Consider the following 16,146-nt stretch of genomic DNA (forward strand, 5'->3'; position numbering starts at 1 on the left):
ACTCCGGTCATTCCGGGGCGACGCGCAGCGTCGAGCCCGGAATCCATAACCACGATCGGGAGTATGGATTCCGGGCTCGCGCCAAGTGGCGCGCCCTGGAATGACGAGGGGATGGATACGAGACCATGGCCATCAACCACCTTGCGCCCGACCAGACCGAGCAGTTCGCCGACAACATCGTCGGCTTTGCCCGCGCGTTGCGTGCAGCCAGCATGCCGGTCGGACCGGGCGCCGTCATCGATGCCATGAGCGCGCTCCAGGTGATCGACATCGGCAACCGCGCCGACGTCTTCACCACGCTGGAGGCGATCTTCGTCAAGCGCCACGAGCATGCGCTGATCTTCAGGCAGGCCTTCAACCTGTTCTTCCGCGCCTCGGAAGAGTGGAAGCACATGCTGGATTCGGTGCCGTTGCCGGAGCAGGCCAAGAAGAAGCCGCAGGCCGGCTCGCGCCGCGTGCAGGAGGCGATGTCGCAGCCACGGATGACGGAGACGCCGCAGCACCAGGAGCAGGATTTGCGCCTGTCGGTCTCCGACAAGGAGATCCTTCAGAAGAAGGATTTTGCGCAGATGAGCGCGGCTGAGATCACCGAAGCGCTCCGCGCCGTCGAGCGGATGCGGCTGCCGCAGGCCGAGCTTCTGACGCGCCGGCACCGGCCCGATCCCCGCGGGCTTCGTCTCGATTTGCGCCGCACGCTGCGCGCGTCCTTGCGCACCGGCGGTGACATCATCGACATCCATCGCCTCGGGCGCATCGAGAAGCCGGCGCCGATCGTCGCGCTGCTCGATATCTCGGGCTCGATGAGCGAGTACACCCGCCTGTTCCTGCATTTCCTGCATGCCATCGGGGATGCCCGAAAGCGCGTCTCGGTGTTCCTGTTCGGCACCCGGCTGACCAACGTCACCCGGGCGCTGCGCCAGCGCGACCCCGATGAGGCGCTGGCGAGCTGCTCGGCCTCGGTCGAGGACTGGGCCGGCGGCACCCGGATTTCGGCCTCGCTGCACAACTTCAACAAATTGTGGGCGCGGCGCGTACTGAGCCAGGGCGCCATCGTGCTGCTGATCTCCGACGGGCTGGAGCGGGAGGCCGATTCCAAGCTCGCCTTCGAGATGGACCGGTTGCACCGGTCCTGCCGGCGGCTGATCTGGCTCAACCCGCTTCTGCGGTTCGGCGGCTTCGAGGCCAAGGCCCAGGGCATCAAAATGATGCTCCCGCACGTTGACGAATTCCGCCCGGTACATAATTTGAGTTCGATCCAGGAGCTGATCACGACGCTCTCCCGGCCGCTGCCGCCGCATCACCGCAGCCTGATCCGTTCCGCAGCTTGAGAGGTTAAGCCATGCTCGATCGCGACGAGGATATTCTGAAAGCGGCGGAGGATTGGCAGAAGGCCGGCCGCGGGGTCGCGCTGGCCACCGTTGTCGAGACCTGGGGCTCGGCCCCGCGCCCGGCGGGCTCGAGCCTCGTCATCAACGATGAGGGCACGTTTCTGGGGTCGGTCTCCGGCGGCTGCGTCGAAGGCGCCGTGGTCACCGAGGCCATGGACGTGATCCAGAGCGGCAAGCCCAGGATGCTGGAGTTCGGCGTTGCCGATGAGACGGCCTGGAATGTCGGGCTGTCCTGTGGCGGCACCATCCGCGTCTTCGTCGAGAAGGTCGGTTAGCCGTGAAGCTCGCAATCCTGCACGAACTCAATGCCGAGCGCGCCGCGCGCCGGCCGGTGATCCTGGTGACCGACACCGAGAGCGGCGAGCAGCGCCTGGTGAAGGCTGCGGATTTTGCAAAAGACCCGCTGCGCGCCGAACTGGACAAGCAGCTTCGCATGGGCAAGAGCGCCAGTGTCGAAGCCGGCGGCAAGAAGCTGTTCCTCAACGTCTACGCGCCGACCGCAAAGCTCGTCATCGTCGGCGCGGTCCATATCAGCCAGGCCTTGGCGCCGCTGGCGCGCTCGCTCGGCTACGACGTCACCGTGGTCGATCCCCGCACGGCGTTTGCGAGCGCGGAGCGCTTCCCTGATATTCCCCTGGTCGCCGAATGGCCCGACACGGCGCTGCCGCCGCTCAATGTCGATGCCTACACGGCTTTCGTCGCCGTGACGCACGATCCGAAGATCGACGATCCCGCGCTGCTGCACGCCTTTGAACGCAAGTGCTTCTATATCGGTGCGCTCGGCTCGCGAAAGACGCATGCCAAGCGCGGCGACCGGCTGCGCGCGCAGGGCGCCAAGGACAGCGACATCGCGCGCATCCACGCGCCCATTGGGCTGGCGATCGGCGCTGTCTCGCCGTCCGAGATCGCTGTGTCGATCATGGCCGAGATCACGGCGGTGCTGCGCCTGCCTCCAAAAGAAAAAGAAGAAGCGGCATGAAATTCGGACCGGCGAGCCCCAAGGATGCGATCGGCGGGGTGACCGTCCACACCCTGCGCCAGGGACCGCTGGTGCTGAAGAAAGGCACGACGATCGGCCCGGCCGAGGTCGAGGCGCTGACGCGCGCCGGCATCAAGGACGTCGTGGTGGTGCGCATGGAGGAGGGCGACGTCTCCGAGGATGTCGCCGCCGCCAGTATTGCGCTGGCCGTCGGCGGCGAGGGCATTCATGTCGAGCGCGCCTTCACCGGCCGCGCCAATCTGTTCGCCGCGCGCCCGGGCGTGCTGGTGATCGACCGCGCCGCGGTCGACCGCATCAACAATATCGACGAGGCCATCACCTTTGCGACGCTCACCGCCTACAAGCCGGTGGTCGAGGGTGAGATGGTCGGCACCGTCAAGATCATCCCGTTCGGCGTGGAAGGCAATTTGCGCGATGCCGCGGTGAAGGCGGCGGGCCGGGACGTGCTGAAGATCGCGCCCTACGTCATCAAGCGCGTCGGCATCGTTTCGACGCTGCTGCCGGGCCTCTCGTCGAAGGTGATCGACAAGACGCTGCGCGTCACCGCCGAGCGGCTCGCGCCGGCCGGCGCCAGCATCATTGCCGAGCGCCGGGTCCAGCACGAGGAGCGGGCGCTGTCGGCCGCGATCAAGGAGCTGCTCGCGCTTGGCGCCGAGCTCGTGATCGTGTTCGGCGCCTCTGCGATTGCCGACCGCCGCGACGTGATTCCGGCGGCCGTCACCGGGATCGGCGGCGAGATCGAGCATTTCGGCATGCCGGTCGACCCCGGCAATTTGCTGCTGATCGCGCGTGCCGGCGGGGTGCCGGTGCTGGGCGCGCCGGGCTGCGCACGCTCGCCGGTCGAGAACGGTTTTGACTGGGTGCTGATGCGGCTGCTCGCCGGCATCAAGGTGACGCGCTCCGAGTTGATGGGCATGGGCGTCGGCGGCCTCCTGATGGAGATCGTCACGCGGCCGCAGCCGCGCGCAGAACCCGCGATCGAGGGCAACAGCCATGTCGCGGCCATCGTGCTCGCAGCGGGCCGCTCGACCCGGATGGGCGGACCGAACAAGCTGCTCGCCGAGCTCGACGGCAAGAAGCTGGTGCGGATCGCGACCGAGCAGGCGCTGGCCTCCAAGGCCTCCGAGGTGATCGTCGTCACCGGCCATCAGACCGAGCTGGTCGAGCAGGCGCTGCAAGGCTTGAAGGTGAAGTTCGTCCGCAACCCGGATTTCGCCGGCGGCATCGCGAGCTCGGTCAAGGCCGGCATCGCGGCTGTGCCTGAGGCTTGCGACGGCGCCGTGGTCTGTTTGGGCGACATGCCGCTGATCGATGCCGGCCTGATCGACCGTCTCATCGACGGCTTTGCGCCGGACCGCGGCAACCTCATCGTCGTGCCCGGCAGTGACGGGCGCCGCGGCAATCCCGTGCTGTGGTCGCGCCGCTTCTTCAAGGAATTGATGACGCTCGACGGCGACGTCGGCGCGCGCCATCTGATCGCCAAGCACACCGAAGCGGTGGCCGAAGTCCCCGTGGATGGTGAGAGTGCCTTCCTCGACATCGACACGCCGCAGGCGCTGGAAGCCGCAAGACGCGGATGACGGTGCCGTAGAGTGGGCAAAACGACTTGTCCGCCGTAGCTCGTAGAGCGAAGGCGGAAGCGTGCCCACTAATTTTGAATGATGGTGTGGATGGATAGTGGGCACGGCGCTTTGCGCCTTTGCCCACCCTACGGCACTCTCATTCGTTCGATTTCACCCCTCGTTCACCATCTGGAAACGTCCACCGCCTAGAGTCCTCTCCACCTGCCTTGGGGGGAGGGGTTTTTCCATGGCTTCGAATGTCGTCGCGCGCCGTTGCGCGATGTTTTTCTTTGCGCTGTCGGTTTGTGTCGCCGGCGCTCGCTACATCACGGATGCGCATGCTGCCGGTGCGTTTGCGGTCGGCAAGTGCGGAGCCTATGGCCAGGCTTTTGATTACGGCGCCGAGCGCGAGGCCCGTGCCGCCGCACAGAAGCAGTGCAAGGGCGACTGCACGACGGTGACCATGAAGCGCGCTTGCGCCGCGATGTCGGTCGATATGGCCAACCCGTGCGGCGCCTATGGCTATGCCGTCAAGCCGAAGATCTCGGCCTCGCTCAACGCCGCCACGCGCGAATGCTACAAATACGGCGGCAAGGAATGCGTGATCCGCGCCTGGGCCTGCGACGCCAAGGGGTGAATTTCTCTTGCTGTCATTCCGGGGCGATGCGTAGCATCGAACCCGGAATCAATTCGTCCACCGGCTCTGTGGCCTGATGGATTCCGGGCTCGCGCCTTCGGCGCGCCCCGGAATGACAGTTCGAGGTATGCATGCAGCTCGACACCAAGATCGCGGTCGTGATCCGCACCGATCTTCAGGCCTGGCAGAAGCTCAACGTCGCGTCGTTTCTGACCAGCGGAATTGCCGCGGCCTTTCCGGACTGTGTCGGCGAGCCCCATGAGGACGGTTCGGGCACGAAGTACCACGCGCTGATCGGCCAGCCGATCCTGATCTACGGTGCCGATGGTGCCGCGCTGTCACGCGCGCTCGACCGTGCGCTCTCGCGCAATGTGACGGCGGCCCTTTACACCGAGGACATGTTCAAGACCACGCACGATGCCGCCAATCGCGAAGCGGTGAGGGCGGTTGAGCGCACCGATCTCAATCTCGTCGGCATCGCGATGCGCGCCGAGCGCAAGGTGATCGACAAGATCGTCGACGGTCTGAAGTTCCATAGCTAGCGGTACTTCAAGCAGCCTCGTCTTCGCGGTGTCGTGATGGTTCCTGCGACGGAAACTTGCGTTCTTTGACTCCAATCAAGGATGCGCCGCCCGGCATCGCTAGTCTGCCCTCCGTATTGCAATGGAGCAGACACATGCCGACCATGAAAGCCGCCATCGTCAAACAATTCGGCAAGCCGCTGGTGATCGAGGACGTGCCGGTGCCGCAGCCCGGTCCCGGCGAGGTTTTGGTCAAGGTGAAAGCGTGCGGCGTCTGCCACACCGATCTGCACGCAGCTTCCGGCGACTGGCCGGTGAAGCCGGTTCCGCCCTTCATTCCCGGGCATGAGGTGGCGGGAACCGTCGCTGCACTCGGGCCAGGTGTGAAAAATCTGAAGGTCGGCGATGCCGTCGGCGTCGCCTGGCTGCACGACGCGTGCATGGCTTGCGAATATTGCGAGACCGGCTGGGAAACGCTGTGCGAGCACCAGCACAACACCGGCTACAGCGTGAACGGCGGCTTTGCCGAATATGTCATCGCCTCGGCCGCCTTCGCCGCAAAGCTCCCGGCAACGATCGATTTCGCCGCCGTCGCGCCGATCCTGTGTGCCGGCGTCACCACCTACAAGGGATTGAAGGAGACCGACGCTCGGCCCGGCGAGTGGGTCGCGATCTCCGGCGTCGGCGGGCTCGGCCATGTCGCGATCCAGTACGCCAAGGCGATGGGGTTCAAGGTCGCAGCCGTCGACATCGCCGAGGACAAGCTCAAGCTCGCACGCGAGACCGGCGCCGATCTCGCGGTCAACGCGCTGGAGGCCAATGCGGTGGACAAGGTTGTGGCAGCAACCGGGGGCGGGGCCCACGGTGTGCTGGTGACGGCGGTCTCGACCTCGGCGTTCGCGCAGGCGCTGAAGATGGTGCGTCGCAAGGGCACCGTCAGCTTGGTCGGCCTGCCGCCGGGCGAATTCCCGACGCCGATCTTCGATGTCGTGCTCAAGCGTATCACCGTGCGTGGCTCCATCGTCGGCACCCGCAGGGATCTCGACGAGGCCATCGCATTCGCCACGGACGGCAAGGTCAAGGCCGAAGTAGCCAAGGTGCCGCTCGCGGAGATCAATAACGTCTTCGACCGGATGAAGGCCGGCAAGATCGACGGCCGCATGGTGCTCGACTTTGGCTAGAGCGTTTTCGAGCGAAGTCGATACCGGTTCGCGTAAGGAAAACGCGTCAAGACAAGAATCTAGAGCCCCGTTCCGATTCCATCGGAACTTCCATCGGAACGGAAGTGGCTCTAGTGCCTCACGCTGGCGGCATGGTCTCGAATTTCGGCAGGTCCGGATCGAGGTGGTCCCAGCCATGTCCGCGCGCCGCGTAGGTCACCACCTGCGGCTTGTAGCGGGCGGGCTCGTCGAGGCTCGCGGCGCGGATGGTGAAGATGTCGGGCATTGCGGCGAAGGTCATGTAGACCGGCAAGCCGCACTGCGTGCAGAAACCGCGCGTCTTCACGTTGCCGCTGTCGCCGACCATGTCCCAATGCTTCGCCTCGCCGGTCAGCGTGACACCTTCGCGCGCGAAGGTCATGTACGAGCCGTGACCGCCGCCGCTTTCGCGCTGGCAATCCCGGCATTGGCAGTGATTGCTGAACAGCGGCTCACCGAGAATCGAATAGCGGATCGCGCCGCAGGCGCAGCCGCCGGTAAAAGGCCTGGTCATCGGAAGATCTCCCACTCACTTCTCGCCACTGATCTCGTCGAGCTGACGCACGACCTTCTTCCAGCCGCCGCTCATGACCGTGTAGGCCGACTCGTTCCTCGGCATGACGAAGCCCGCATGCACCAGGCGGATCCGCGTGCCGGCTTCGACCGGGGTGAGGGACCACGTCACGACGGTATCGAGCGGCGCGCCGTAGCCGGTGTTGCGTTCGTCGCCGCCCTTCCAGGCATAGACGAGGCGCCGGTTCGGTACGACTTCCAGAACCCGGCAATGGATGACGCCATCCCAGTTGCCGCCGGGCGTGGTCTGGAACGTGAAGGCCTTGCCTTCGATGGCTTCGAAGCCGGTCGGCTGCATCAGCCAGCGCGCGATCAACTGGGCGCTGGTCAGCGTCTTCCAGATCGTCTCGGGCGCGTGAGGGAAGACCTCCTCCAAAACAATGTCTTGGACGATGTCTTTAGTCTCGGCTTTGAACTCGGCTGCACTCACGGATCGATCTCCTTCAAGAGGTCACGCAGATTCTGGAAGCGCTCGCGCCAGAACACGCCGTAATGGTCCATCCAGGTGACCAGCGGCTCGAGCCCTTGCGGCGCGGCGCGGTAATAGACATTGCGGCCCTCGGCGCGCTCGGCGACGAGGCCGGCCTGCTTCAGCGACTTCAGGTGCTGCGAGATCGCGCCCTGCGTCACGCCGCTGCCGCGGGTGAGCTCGGCCACGCTGATCTCCTTGCTCTCGAACACGCGCTCGAACACGGCCCGGCGGGTCGGATCGGCGAGGGCACGCATCACGGTGGTGACGGGATTTGGGGCGGCTTCGATCATGGATATTCGATTAGCATGCGCTAATGAATTAGTCAATGCTAATTTGTTGCTTGGATTGACTCGCTGTCTTGATTATGACTGACTAGTCAGTCATAAATGGGAGATGACAAAGAAGCCAACCAAAGCAGCCACGCCAACCGCAACTCGCGCCGATGCGAAGGGCCGTGCGCCCGCCGACGCCGCGCCCACTTCGAACCGTGCCACACGTGCGGCCGAGCGTCGGTCGGCCATCGTGGAAGCGGCGATGGAGGAGTTCATTGCGCGCGGCTTTGCCGCGACGCGGCTCGACGACATCGCCAAGCGGGCGGGCGTGGCCAAGGGCACGATCTACCTGCACTTCAAGGACAAGGAATCGATGTTCGAGGAGCTGGTGCGCACGGTGATCGTGCCGGTCGTGGCCAAGCTGAATGCGCTGCCGCCGCCGACGGGCTCGGTGCGCGATCTCGTCGAGGCCTTTGCCGGTAACTTCCTCAAGGAGGTCATCGGCACGAGGCGTGGCGATCTCGTGCGATTGATCGTGGCGGAAGGGCCGCGCTTTCCGTCCGTCGCCGATTTCTACTATCGCGAGGTTGTCTCGCGCGGGATCGCCGGCATGCGCGCGCTGATCGAGCTCGGCATTGCCCGCGGCGAGATCCGCGAGAAGAACCTCGCGCGCTATCCGCAGATCCTGGTCGCACCGGCGATGATCGCGGTGATCTGGCAGAGCCTGTTTGCGCGGCACGCGCCGCTCGACGCCCAGGACATGCTGCGCGTCCATCTCGATCTGATTTTTGGCGAACGGAGGACGACATGAGGTCGTCACGAGCAATTTCTGTGTTTGCATTGGCCCTCGTCCTTGCAACCGGCCTTGCCGGCTGCAAGGACAAGCGCGATCCCGGATTTCAGGGTTGGGTCGAGGCCGACATGATCTTCGTCAGCCCGGACGAAGCGGGCCGGGTGACGAAGCTCAATGTCCGCGAGGGCGACGAGGTGAAGGTCGGCGATGCCCTCTATTCCGTCGACGACGATCTTCAGCTTGCCGACCTCAACCAGAACAAGGCGACACTGGCCAATGCGCAGCAGACCTATGATCGCGCGGCCTCGCTGAACAAGACCGGCTCCGGTACGCAGGCCAATCTCGATTCCGCCGTGTCGTCCTTGCGTGTCGCCGAAGCGCGGGTCGCAACGTCGGAGACGCGAATGGCGCGGCGCAGGGGCTTTGCGCCCGTTGCCGGCACCATCCAGCAGATCTATTTCCGCGAGGGCGAGATGGTGGCGGCGCAGCGGCCGGTGCTCTCGATCATGCCGCCCGGCAACATGAAGCTGCGCTTCTTCGTGCCCGAGACCGAGTTGCCGAAGCTCGCGATCGGCGACACGGTGCGCATCTCTTGCGATAATTGCGCGGCGGATCTCACCGCAAAGATCTATTTCATCGCGACCTCGGCCGAATACACTCCGCCTGTCATCTACAGCCTCGATGAGCGCAACAAGCTGGTCTATTTGATCCAGGCGCGCCCCTCGCGGCCCGATGCCCTGCGGGTCGGACAGCCGATCGACGTCTATCTCCATCCAAAAACGCCGGTGGCGGACAAGCGATGAACGGCGGCAACGGCATCGCGATCGACGTCAAGGGCCTGACCAAGTCGTTTGGCGGCCGCGAGGTCGTGCACGATCTGTCGATGCAGGTGAAGCGCGGCTCGATCTACGGCTTCCTCGGGCCGAACGGCTCGGGGAAGACCACCACCATCCGCATCCTCTGCGGCCTGCTCACGCCCGACAGCGGCGAGGGCACCTGCCTCGGCTACGACATCAGGCGCGATGCCGAAAAGATCAAGCGCCAGGTCGGCTACATGACCCAGCGCTTCAGCCTGTACCAGGACCTCTCGGTGCGCGAGAACCTCGAATTCGTCGCGCGGCTCTATGGCCTCGCCGATGCACGGGGCGCTGCGCGCGACATGATCAAGCGGCTCGGGCTGTCGGGGCGCGAGGAGCAGCTTGCGGGCGAGCTCTCCGGCGGCTGGAAGCAGCGGCTCGCGCTCGGGGCCTGCACGCTGCCCAGTCCGAAACTGCTGCTGCTGGACGAGCCCACCGCCGGCGTCGATCCCAAGGCGCGGCGCGATTTCTGGAACGAGATCCATGCGCTCGCGGCCGACGGCCTCACCGTCCTGGTCTCGACCCACTACATGGACGAGGCCGAGCGCTGCCACGAGATCGCCTATATCGCCTACGGCCATCTGCTGGCGCACGGCACGGTCGAGGAGGTGATCGCGAAGTCCGCCCTGACGACCTACACCGTGACGGGCGAGGACCTCAACGGGCTCACGGCCGCGCTCACCGGCAAGCCCGGCGTGGACATGGTGGCGCCGTTCGGTACTTCGCTCCACGTTTCCGGGCGCGACGTCGCCGCGCTCGAGGCCAGCATCGCGCCGTGGCGCGAGAAGGGCGGCCTGCACTGGCACAAATCATCGCCCTCGCTCGAAGACGTGTTCATCGAATTGATGAGCCGTTCCAAGGACAATTTCCAATGAGCGCCGCCGATCATCCCGCACCCGCGCACGAGATCCGCGAGCGCTTCGGCTTCTGGAAGCGCTCCTATGCGATGCTGGTCAAGGAGTTCATCCAGCTCAAGCGCGACCGCGTCTCGTTCGCGATGATCGTGATGCTGCCGGTGATGCAGCTTCTGCTGTTCGGCTATGCCATCAACACCACGCCGCACAATCTGCCGAGCGCGGTGCTGCTCCAGGAGGATTCGGATCTTGCCCGCTCGGTGTTGAAGGCGCTGGAGAACACCGCCTATTTCCGCTTCATCTACGAGGTCCACGACGTCGACGATTTCGACAACCTGCTGAAATCGGGCAAGGTGCTGTTCGGCGTCGAGATTCCGCGGGGCTTCGAGCGGGCGGTGCGGCGTGGCGACCGGCCGGCGCTGCTGGTTGCGGCCGACGCCACCGATCCCGTTGCGGCCAGTGCCGCGCTCGGCTCGCTCGGCATGGTCGTGCAGACCGCGCTTGCGCACGATCTCTATATCGGCAATCCGCCCGAGATGCCGTTCGAGATCCGCGCGCATGCGCGCTACAATCCGGCCGCGTCGTCCAGCCTCAATATCGTGCCGGGCCTCGTCGGCACCATCCTCACCATGACCATGCTGATCTTCACCGCGCTCTCGGTCACCCGCGAGGTCGAGCGCGGTACCATGGAGAGCCTGCTGTCGATGCCGATCAAGCCGGTCGAGGTGATGTTCGGCAAGATCGTTCCTTATGTGCTGGTTGGCTTCTTTCAGGCCTTCCTCATCATCGGCATCGGTGTCGGCTTGTTCGGCGTGCCCTTGCTCGGCAATCTGTTCCTGCTCGCGCTGCTGTCGACCTTGTTCATCGCTACAAATCTGTCGATTGGCTACACCATCTCGACCGTGGTGCAGAACCAGCTCCAGGCCATGCAGATGGCGATGATGTTCTTCCTGCCGAGCATTCTGCTCTCCGGATTCATGTTCCCGTTCGCCGGCATGCCGGTCTGGGCGCAATATCTCGGCGAATGCCTGCCGCTGACCCACTACTTGCGGATCGTCCGCGCCATCATGCTGAAGGGCGCGACCATGCAGAATTTGCACTTCGACGCGCTGGCGCTGGCGATCCTGATGCTGGTCGCCATGACCATCGCGGTGACGCGCTTCCGCCGCACGCTGGATTGAGGCACAATGCCCCTGAATCGAGGGGAGAAATGGTCAGGTTTGCCAGCAGGAAGACCCGGCAGCATGCCGTGATGTCGGACGAGTTCGAGCGCGAGCTGACGCGAGAAGTGCTGCGGACCGAGCTGTTGCGGGTGAGGGCGCTGATCACGACGGGCTGCGTCATGATCCTGTTCCTCACCGCAACCTACCTGATCGACCCTGCCATCGTGAACCGGGTCTGGCGCGGGACGGAGGGCTTGGTCCGCGAATACATGCTCTTGGGGGGCTTCATCCTCTTCGAGGTCTGGGTCCACAGCCAGATCAGGCGAAACCTCAAGCTCGATCGCGACCTGCCGGTGATCAGGCGCTATATCGGCGCTCTCATCGAAACGTCGCTGCCGACGATCATCCTGATCCTCCAGATTCGCAGCATGGGCGCTGGGCCCGCGCTCGGTTTCGTGCTGCCACTGGCCTATTTCATCTTCATCATTCTTTCGACGCTGCGGCTCGATTTCTGGCTGTCCACCTTCACGGGATTTGTGGCCGCAGCCGAACTCCTGGCCGTCGCGCTGTACTACAATTCGGCCAGCGACGCTGGCGAACCGCTGATCTACTTTCACGCTGTGCGCAGCACCATCATCCTGATCTGCGGCGTGCTCGCCGGCTCCGTCGGCGCGCGGCTGCGGCGGCAATTTGCCGCGAGCATCGCGGCCGCCACCGCGCGTGATCGCGTCACCAACCTGTTCGGCCAGCACGTCTCGCCGCAGGTGGTGGAACGGCTGATGGCGGCGGGGCCCAGCGCGGGCGGCGACCTTCGCCGCGTCGCGGTGATGTTCGTCGATTTCCGCGGCTTCACCGCCAGCGCGCGGTTGCGCACCCCGCAGGAGGTGGTTGACCGGCTCGACGGTGCGTTCGCCGTGCTGGTCGACATCCTCGATCGTCAGGGCGGCATCGTGAACAAGTTTTTGGGCGATGGCTTCCTCGCCCTGTTCGGCGCGCCGCTGGAGGCCTCCGACGCCGCGCACCGCGCGGTTGCCGCAGGCCGCGAGATGCTGGCCGCGATGGACCGCATCAACGCGCAAACGAGCTGGCCGCTGCGGATCGGCATCGGCATCCATTTCGGCGAGGTCGTTGCCGGCAATATCGGCTCGCCCCGGCGCAAGGAGTACACGGTCATCGGCGACACCGTGAACTTCGCCTCGCGGCTGGAGGCACTCAACAAGGAGTTCGGCTCGCACCTCCTGATCTCCGCGTCCGTCCGCGAGGCGCTCGGCGACGACGGTGAGGACGCCGTCGCGCTCGGCGAGGTCGCGATTCGCGGCTACGAGCACAAGGTGGCGGTGTTTCAACTGGGGTGAGGGGCTCGCGTTTCGTTGAAGGCGCGTGATGAAATATCTCACGGCGATTTCCGCTCATATTGTCAGGACGCCGAAACCTCTCGGCTTCCGTTTGCCACGCGGAGAGAACCCATGACCCGATTGACCCTTGTCTCGGCCGCCCTGATCGCCGCCGCCGTCTATCAAACCCAGGCCGCAGCCGCTCGCGACGTCGCCCCGCGGCGCGCCTCGCCTCAGGCGGCTGCGGATTGCGTGAGGGCTCCGGCACAGGGCGCGTTTGCCTCAGCGCCCTACAAGCAGCCGCCCTGCACGCCGAGGGCAGCGAATTAACGCGCAAGGCGAGGTCGGGTTGGCAACGTCCGCCGGCCCGACCTCGCGTCCCCCGCGGGCATCGCCGGTTTCTCGATTGCGGTACCTTGGTAGTGCTTGACTCCCATCTCATCTAGTCATCTATATGACTATATGAATGCAGCCCCGCACGACGACCGCCTGCCACGCTACCAGCGCCTGCGCGACGACCTCGCCGCGCGGATCAACCGCAATGAATGGCGGCCGGGCGAGCCGATCCCGTCGGAGGCCGAGCTCGCGGCGCATTACGGCGTCGCCATCGGCACCGTGCGCAAAGCGATCGATCAGCTCGTTGCCGATACCGTGCTGGAGCGCCAGCAGGGCCGCGGCACCTTCGTGCGCCGGGCGCGCTTCAACTCCTCGCTATTCCGCTTCTTCCGCTTCCAGTCCGAGAGCGGCGAGCGGCGCGTGCCGAAGAGCCGCATCATCCGGCGCAAGAGCGTTCCGGCGAATTCGGCCGTTGCGTCGGCGCTGCGCATCCCTGTCGGCGAGCCCGTGATTAGCCTGTCGCGTCTGCGCCTGATCGACGATGTACCGCTGCTCGCCGAAGAAATCTGGCTCCAGCAATCGCGCTTCGCGCCGATCCTGGAGATCGACACCGCCGAATTCGGCGACCTGCTTTATCCGCTCTACGAGGAGCGCTGCGGGGAGGTGGTGGTGTCGGCCGAGGAAATTCTGACGGTCGAAATGGCCAACGAGATGCAGGCCCGCCTGCTGCGCCTCGAAGCGCACGCACCATTGATCGTGATCGAGCGCCTCGCGCTCGATCTGGAGCGGCGGCCGATCGAATGGCGCAGGTCGAGGGGGCCGGCCGACCGGTTCCGCTACCACGCCGAGATCAGGTGAGAGCGACCTTTCAACGACATCAAGCAATAACGAATTCAAGGGAGAAACAATGTCAAACTGGTACAGCGAAAGCTCGCCGCTGGAGCGGCGCACGTTCTGGGCAAGCTTTGGCGGCTGGGCGCTGGATGCGCTCGACGTCCAGATGTTCGGCCTTGCCATTCCCGCGCTGATCGCCGCCTTCGGCATCAGCAAGGCCGATGCGGGCCTGCTCGGCTCGGTCACGCTGTTCTTCGGCGCGTTCGGCGGCTGGCTCGGCGGCGCGCTCGGCGACCGTTTTGGCCGCGTCAAGGCGCTTCAGATTACCGTTGCGACCTTTGCGCTCGCGACCTTCGCCTGCGCGTTCGCGATGACTTACAACCAGCTCCTGATCCTGAAGGCGATTCAGGGCCTCGGCTTCGGCGCCGAATGGGCTTGCGGCGCGGTGCTGATGGCCGAGATCATTCGCCCCGAGCATCGCGGCAAGGCGCTGGGCTCGGTGCAGAGCGCCTGGGCCGTGGGGTGGGGCGCAGCTGTGCTGCTCTCGGCCCTCGTGTTCACTTATGCACCCGCCGACATCGCCTGGCGGCTGCTGTTTGCGCTGGGGCTGTTGCCCGCGCTCCTCATCATCTTCATCCGCCGCGGCTTGAAGGAGCCGCCGCGCGCGGTCGCAGCCGACAAGACGCCATTCTTCGCCACGCTCTCGGGCATCTTCCATCGTGACGTGCTGCGCTCGACGCTGATCGGAGGCCTGTTTGGCATCGGCGCCCACGGCGGTTACGCGGCCCTGACCACGTTCCTGCCGACATACTTGCGCGAAGTGCGGCATCTGTCGGTGCTGGGCTCCAGCGGCTATCTCGCAGTCATCATCGTTGCCTTCTTCTGCGGCTGCATCGCGAGCGGCATCATCAGTGACCGCATCGGCCGCAGGGCCAATGTCACCTTCTTCGCCAGCGCCTGCATCGTCACCGTGCTGATCTACATCTTCGCGCCGCTGACCAACGGCGAGATGCTGGTGCTCGGCTTTCCGCTCGGCTTCTTCTCGGCCGGCATTCCCGCCAGCATGGCGGCGCTGTTCAGCGAGCTCTATCCGGCCGGCGTGCGCGGCACCGGTGTCGGCTTCTGCTACAATTTCGGCCGCATCGTCTCCGCCGCGTTCCCCTTCCTCGTGGGCTATCTCAGCGACCATATCGGGCTCGGACCGGCGATCGGCATCGATGCGGCCTTCGCCTATTCGCTGGTGCTGATCGCGGTGGTGCTGCTGCCCGAAACCCGCGGCAAGGTTTTTGAACAAACCGCCGCGACGCGCGCCTGACGCCGGATGGGGAGCAGTCACCATGATGTCCCGCGCGCGCGGCCTGACGCGCCGCCAATTCGGCACAGGCCTTGTATCTCTCGTGTCGGCCACGGCCGCCGCGAGCCGAGCGAAGAGTGAGACGAGCTTGCCGACGATCGATACCCATGCCCATGTCTTCCACCGCGGCCTCAAGCTCGCGCCCGGCCGGCGCTATGCCCCCGATTACGATGCGCCGCTGGCGCTCTATCTGGAGCAGCTCGACCGCAATGGCATGAGCAACGGCGTGCTGGTGCAGCCGAGCTTTCTCGGCACCGACAATTCCTATCTGGTCGAGAGCCTGAAGACTTCCGGCGGACGCCTGCGCGGCATCGCGGTGGTCGATCCTTCTGTGACCGCGGACGAACTCCGCGCGCTCGATCGCGCCGGCGTCGTCGGCATTCGCCTCAATCTCGTCGGCCAGCCCTTGCCCGATCTCGCTGCCAGCGAATGGAAGGTGCTGCTCGGAAACGTGAAATCGATGGGCTGGCAGGTCGAGCTCCAGCGCAACGCGTCCGACCTCGCACTGCTTGCGCCGCAGCTGCTTGATCATGGCGTCACCGTCGTGCTCGATCACTATGCGCTGCCGGATCCGAAACTCGGTGTCGCCGATCCCGGCTTCCAGTCGGTGCTGAAGCTCGGCGCGACGCGAAATGTCTGGGTCAAGATCTCGGCGCCGTATCGCAACGGCGCGAGCGGCGAGAGTTTTGCGAAGGAGGCCTATCCGCTGCTGCGCGAGGCTTACGGCCTCGACCGCCTGCTGTGGGGCAGCGACTGGCCGCACACGCAGTTCGAGGCGTCGCAGGCTTACGCGAAAAACCGGCAGTTTCTCGATGCGCTGATCGTCGACGACAGCGAGCGCGCGCGGGTACTCGCATCGCCGCATCAGCTGTTCCGCTTCTGATTCTCCCTTCTGATCTCCTCGCGCGCGATTGCTCCGAATGCTCCGAATTTTGGGGCATGACGAGCGATGTCGCCGGCTTGTAGACTGCCGGCGATGCGGCCGGTTGAGGCCGCG

Annotated in this window: 19 protein-coding genes; 16 read left to right on the forward strand and 3 right to left on the reverse strand. The window is 65.2% G+C overall.

What is annotated here, in order from left to right; all coding sequences use genetic code 11:
• Positions 1 to 125: 125 nt before the first annotated feature.
• The 7 genes from AC0L3X_RS21350 to adhP all read left to right on the forward strand — a co-directional run bounded on the left by AC0L3X_RS21350 (position 126) and on the right by adhP (position 6,289).
• Entirely contained in the window at positions 126 to 1,328 is a 1,203-nt protein-coding gene (locus tag AC0L3X_RS21350; RefSeq protein WP_166342477.1) for a vWA domain-containing protein, read from the forward strand.
• Positions 1,329 to 1,339: 11 nt separating this feature from the next.
• Complete coding sequence (locus AC0L3X_RS21355; protein ID WP_007602422.1) at positions 1,340 to 1,663, forward strand: XdhC family protein; 324 nt, start codon at positions 1,340 to 1,342, stop codon at positions 1,661 to 1,663.
• A 2-nt stretch (positions 1,664 to 1,665) separates the two neighbouring features.
• Entirely contained in the window at positions 1,666 to 2,367 is a 702-nt protein-coding gene (locus AC0L3X_RS21360; RefSeq protein WP_166342476.1) for an XdhC family protein, read from the forward strand.
• Positions 2,364 to 3,968, forward strand: coding sequence for an NTP transferase domain-containing protein (locus AC0L3X_RS21365; protein WP_473316726.1), 1,605 nt, complete (start codon positions 2,364 to 2,366; stop codon positions 3,966 to 3,968). The genes AC0L3X_RS21360 and AC0L3X_RS21365 overlap by 4 nt, the downstream gene beginning before the upstream one ends.
• 229 nt (positions 3,969 to 4,197) lie before the next feature.
• Positions 4,198 to 4,587 (forward strand): DUF4189 domain-containing protein, encoded by a 390-nt coding sequence (locus AC0L3X_RS21370; protein WP_028158473.1) that lies wholly within the window; start codon positions 4,198 to 4,200, stop codon positions 4,585 to 4,587.
• A 131-nt stretch (positions 4,588 to 4,718) separates the two neighbouring features.
• Positions 4,719 to 5,129 carry a DUF2000 family protein gene (locus AC0L3X_RS21375; protein ID WP_166342474.1) on the forward strand — a complete coding sequence of 137 codons (411 nt, stop codon included), beginning with the start codon at positions 4,719 to 4,721 and terminating at the stop codon, positions 5,127 to 5,129.
• 134 nt (positions 5,130 to 5,263) lie between these two features.
• Entirely contained in the window at positions 5,264 to 6,289 is a 1,026-nt protein-coding gene (gene adhP, locus AC0L3X_RS21380; RefSeq protein ID WP_354131447.1) for an alcohol dehydrogenase AdhP, read from the forward strand.
• Positions 6,290 to 6,407: 118 nt separating this feature from the next.
• Here adhP and AC0L3X_RS21385 read toward each other — a convergent pair whose 3' ends face one another.
• Genes AC0L3X_RS21385 through AC0L3X_RS21395 form a run of 3 tightly spaced genes read right to left on the reverse strand, consistent with a single transcriptional unit; the run spans position 6,408 to position 7,642 of the window.
• Positions 6,408 to 6,821 (reverse strand): GFA family protein, encoded by a 414-nt coding sequence (locus tag AC0L3X_RS21385; protein WP_166342472.1) that lies wholly within the window; start codon positions 6,819 to 6,821, stop codon positions 6,408 to 6,410.
• A gap of 15 nt (positions 6,822 to 6,836) precedes the next feature.
• On the reverse strand, positions 6,837 to 7,310 hold the full coding sequence (locus AC0L3X_RS21390; RefSeq protein ID WP_063982412.1) for an SRPBCC family protein: 474 nt from the start codon (positions 7,308 to 7,310) through the stop codon (positions 6,837 to 6,839).
• Complete coding sequence (locus tag AC0L3X_RS21395; RefSeq protein ID WP_011088398.1) at positions 7,307 to 7,642, reverse strand: ArsR/SmtB family transcription factor; 336 nt, start codon at positions 7,640 to 7,642, stop codon at positions 7,307 to 7,309. The genes AC0L3X_RS21390 and AC0L3X_RS21395 overlap by 4 nt, the downstream gene beginning before the upstream one ends.
• Before the next feature lie 103 nt (positions 7,643 to 7,745).
• On the opposite strand from AC0L3X_RS21395, the gene AC0L3X_RS21400 reads away from it, so the two are divergent.
• The 9 genes from AC0L3X_RS21400 (at position 7,746) to AC0L3X_RS21440 (ending at position 16,032) form a co-directional block, all read left to right on the forward strand.
• On the forward strand, positions 7,746 to 8,435 hold the full coding sequence (locus AC0L3X_RS21400; RefSeq protein WP_175627369.1) for a TetR/AcrR family transcriptional regulator: 690 nt from the start codon (positions 7,746 to 7,748) through the stop codon (positions 8,433 to 8,435).
• Positions 8,432 to 9,220 (forward strand): HlyD family secretion protein, encoded by a 789-nt coding sequence (locus AC0L3X_RS21405; protein ID WP_166342471.1) that lies wholly within the window; start codon positions 8,432 to 8,434, stop codon positions 9,218 to 9,220. The genes AC0L3X_RS21400 and AC0L3X_RS21405 overlap by 4 nt, the downstream gene beginning before the upstream one ends.
• The gene (locus tag AC0L3X_RS21410) at positions 9,217 to 10,149 is read left to right on the forward strand and encodes an ABC transporter ATP-binding protein (RefSeq protein WP_166342470.1); all 933 of its coding nucleotides are present in this window, start codon (positions 9,217 to 9,219) and stop codon (positions 10,147 to 10,149) included. Before AC0L3X_RS21405 ends, AC0L3X_RS21410 begins: the two co-directional genes overlap by 4 nt.
• Positions 10,146 to 11,309, forward strand: coding sequence for an ABC transporter permease (locus AC0L3X_RS21415; RefSeq protein WP_354102226.1), 1,164 nt, complete (start codon positions 10,146 to 10,148; stop codon positions 11,307 to 11,309). The genes AC0L3X_RS21410 and AC0L3X_RS21415 overlap by 4 nt, the downstream gene beginning before the upstream one ends.
• A 29-nt stretch (positions 11,310 to 11,338) precedes the next feature.
• On the forward strand, positions 11,339 to 12,646 hold the full coding sequence (locus tag AC0L3X_RS21420; RefSeq protein ID WP_166342469.1) for an adenylate/guanylate cyclase domain-containing protein: 1,308 nt from the start codon (positions 11,339 to 11,341) through the stop codon (positions 12,644 to 12,646).
• A gap of 111 nt (positions 12,647 to 12,757) precedes the next feature.
• Positions 12,758 to 12,955 (forward strand): hypothetical protein, encoded by a 198-nt coding sequence (locus AC0L3X_RS21425; RefSeq protein WP_085404340.1) that lies wholly within the window; start codon positions 12,758 to 12,760, stop codon positions 12,953 to 12,955.
• A gap of 132 nt (positions 12,956 to 13,087) precedes the next feature.
• Entirely contained in the window at positions 13,088 to 13,819 is a 732-nt protein-coding gene (locus AC0L3X_RS21430; RefSeq protein ID WP_085404341.1) for a GntR family transcriptional regulator, read from the forward strand.
• Between the two features lie 49 nt (positions 13,820 to 13,868).
• Positions 13,869 to 15,110, forward strand: a complete 1,242-nt coding sequence (locus AC0L3X_RS21435) for an MFS transporter (RefSeq protein WP_166342468.1) — start codon at positions 13,869 to 13,871, stop codon at positions 15,108 to 15,110.
• A 22-nt stretch (positions 15,111 to 15,132) separates the two neighbouring features.
• The gene (locus AC0L3X_RS21440) at positions 15,133 to 16,032 is read left to right on the forward strand and encodes an amidohydrolase family protein (RefSeq protein ID WP_166342467.1); all 900 of its coding nucleotides are present in this window, start codon (positions 15,133 to 15,135) and stop codon (positions 16,030 to 16,032) included.
• Positions 16,033 to 16,146: the final 114 nt, after the last annotated feature.

It is taken from the genome of Bradyrhizobium sp. MI1.7, from assembly GCF_055811795.1.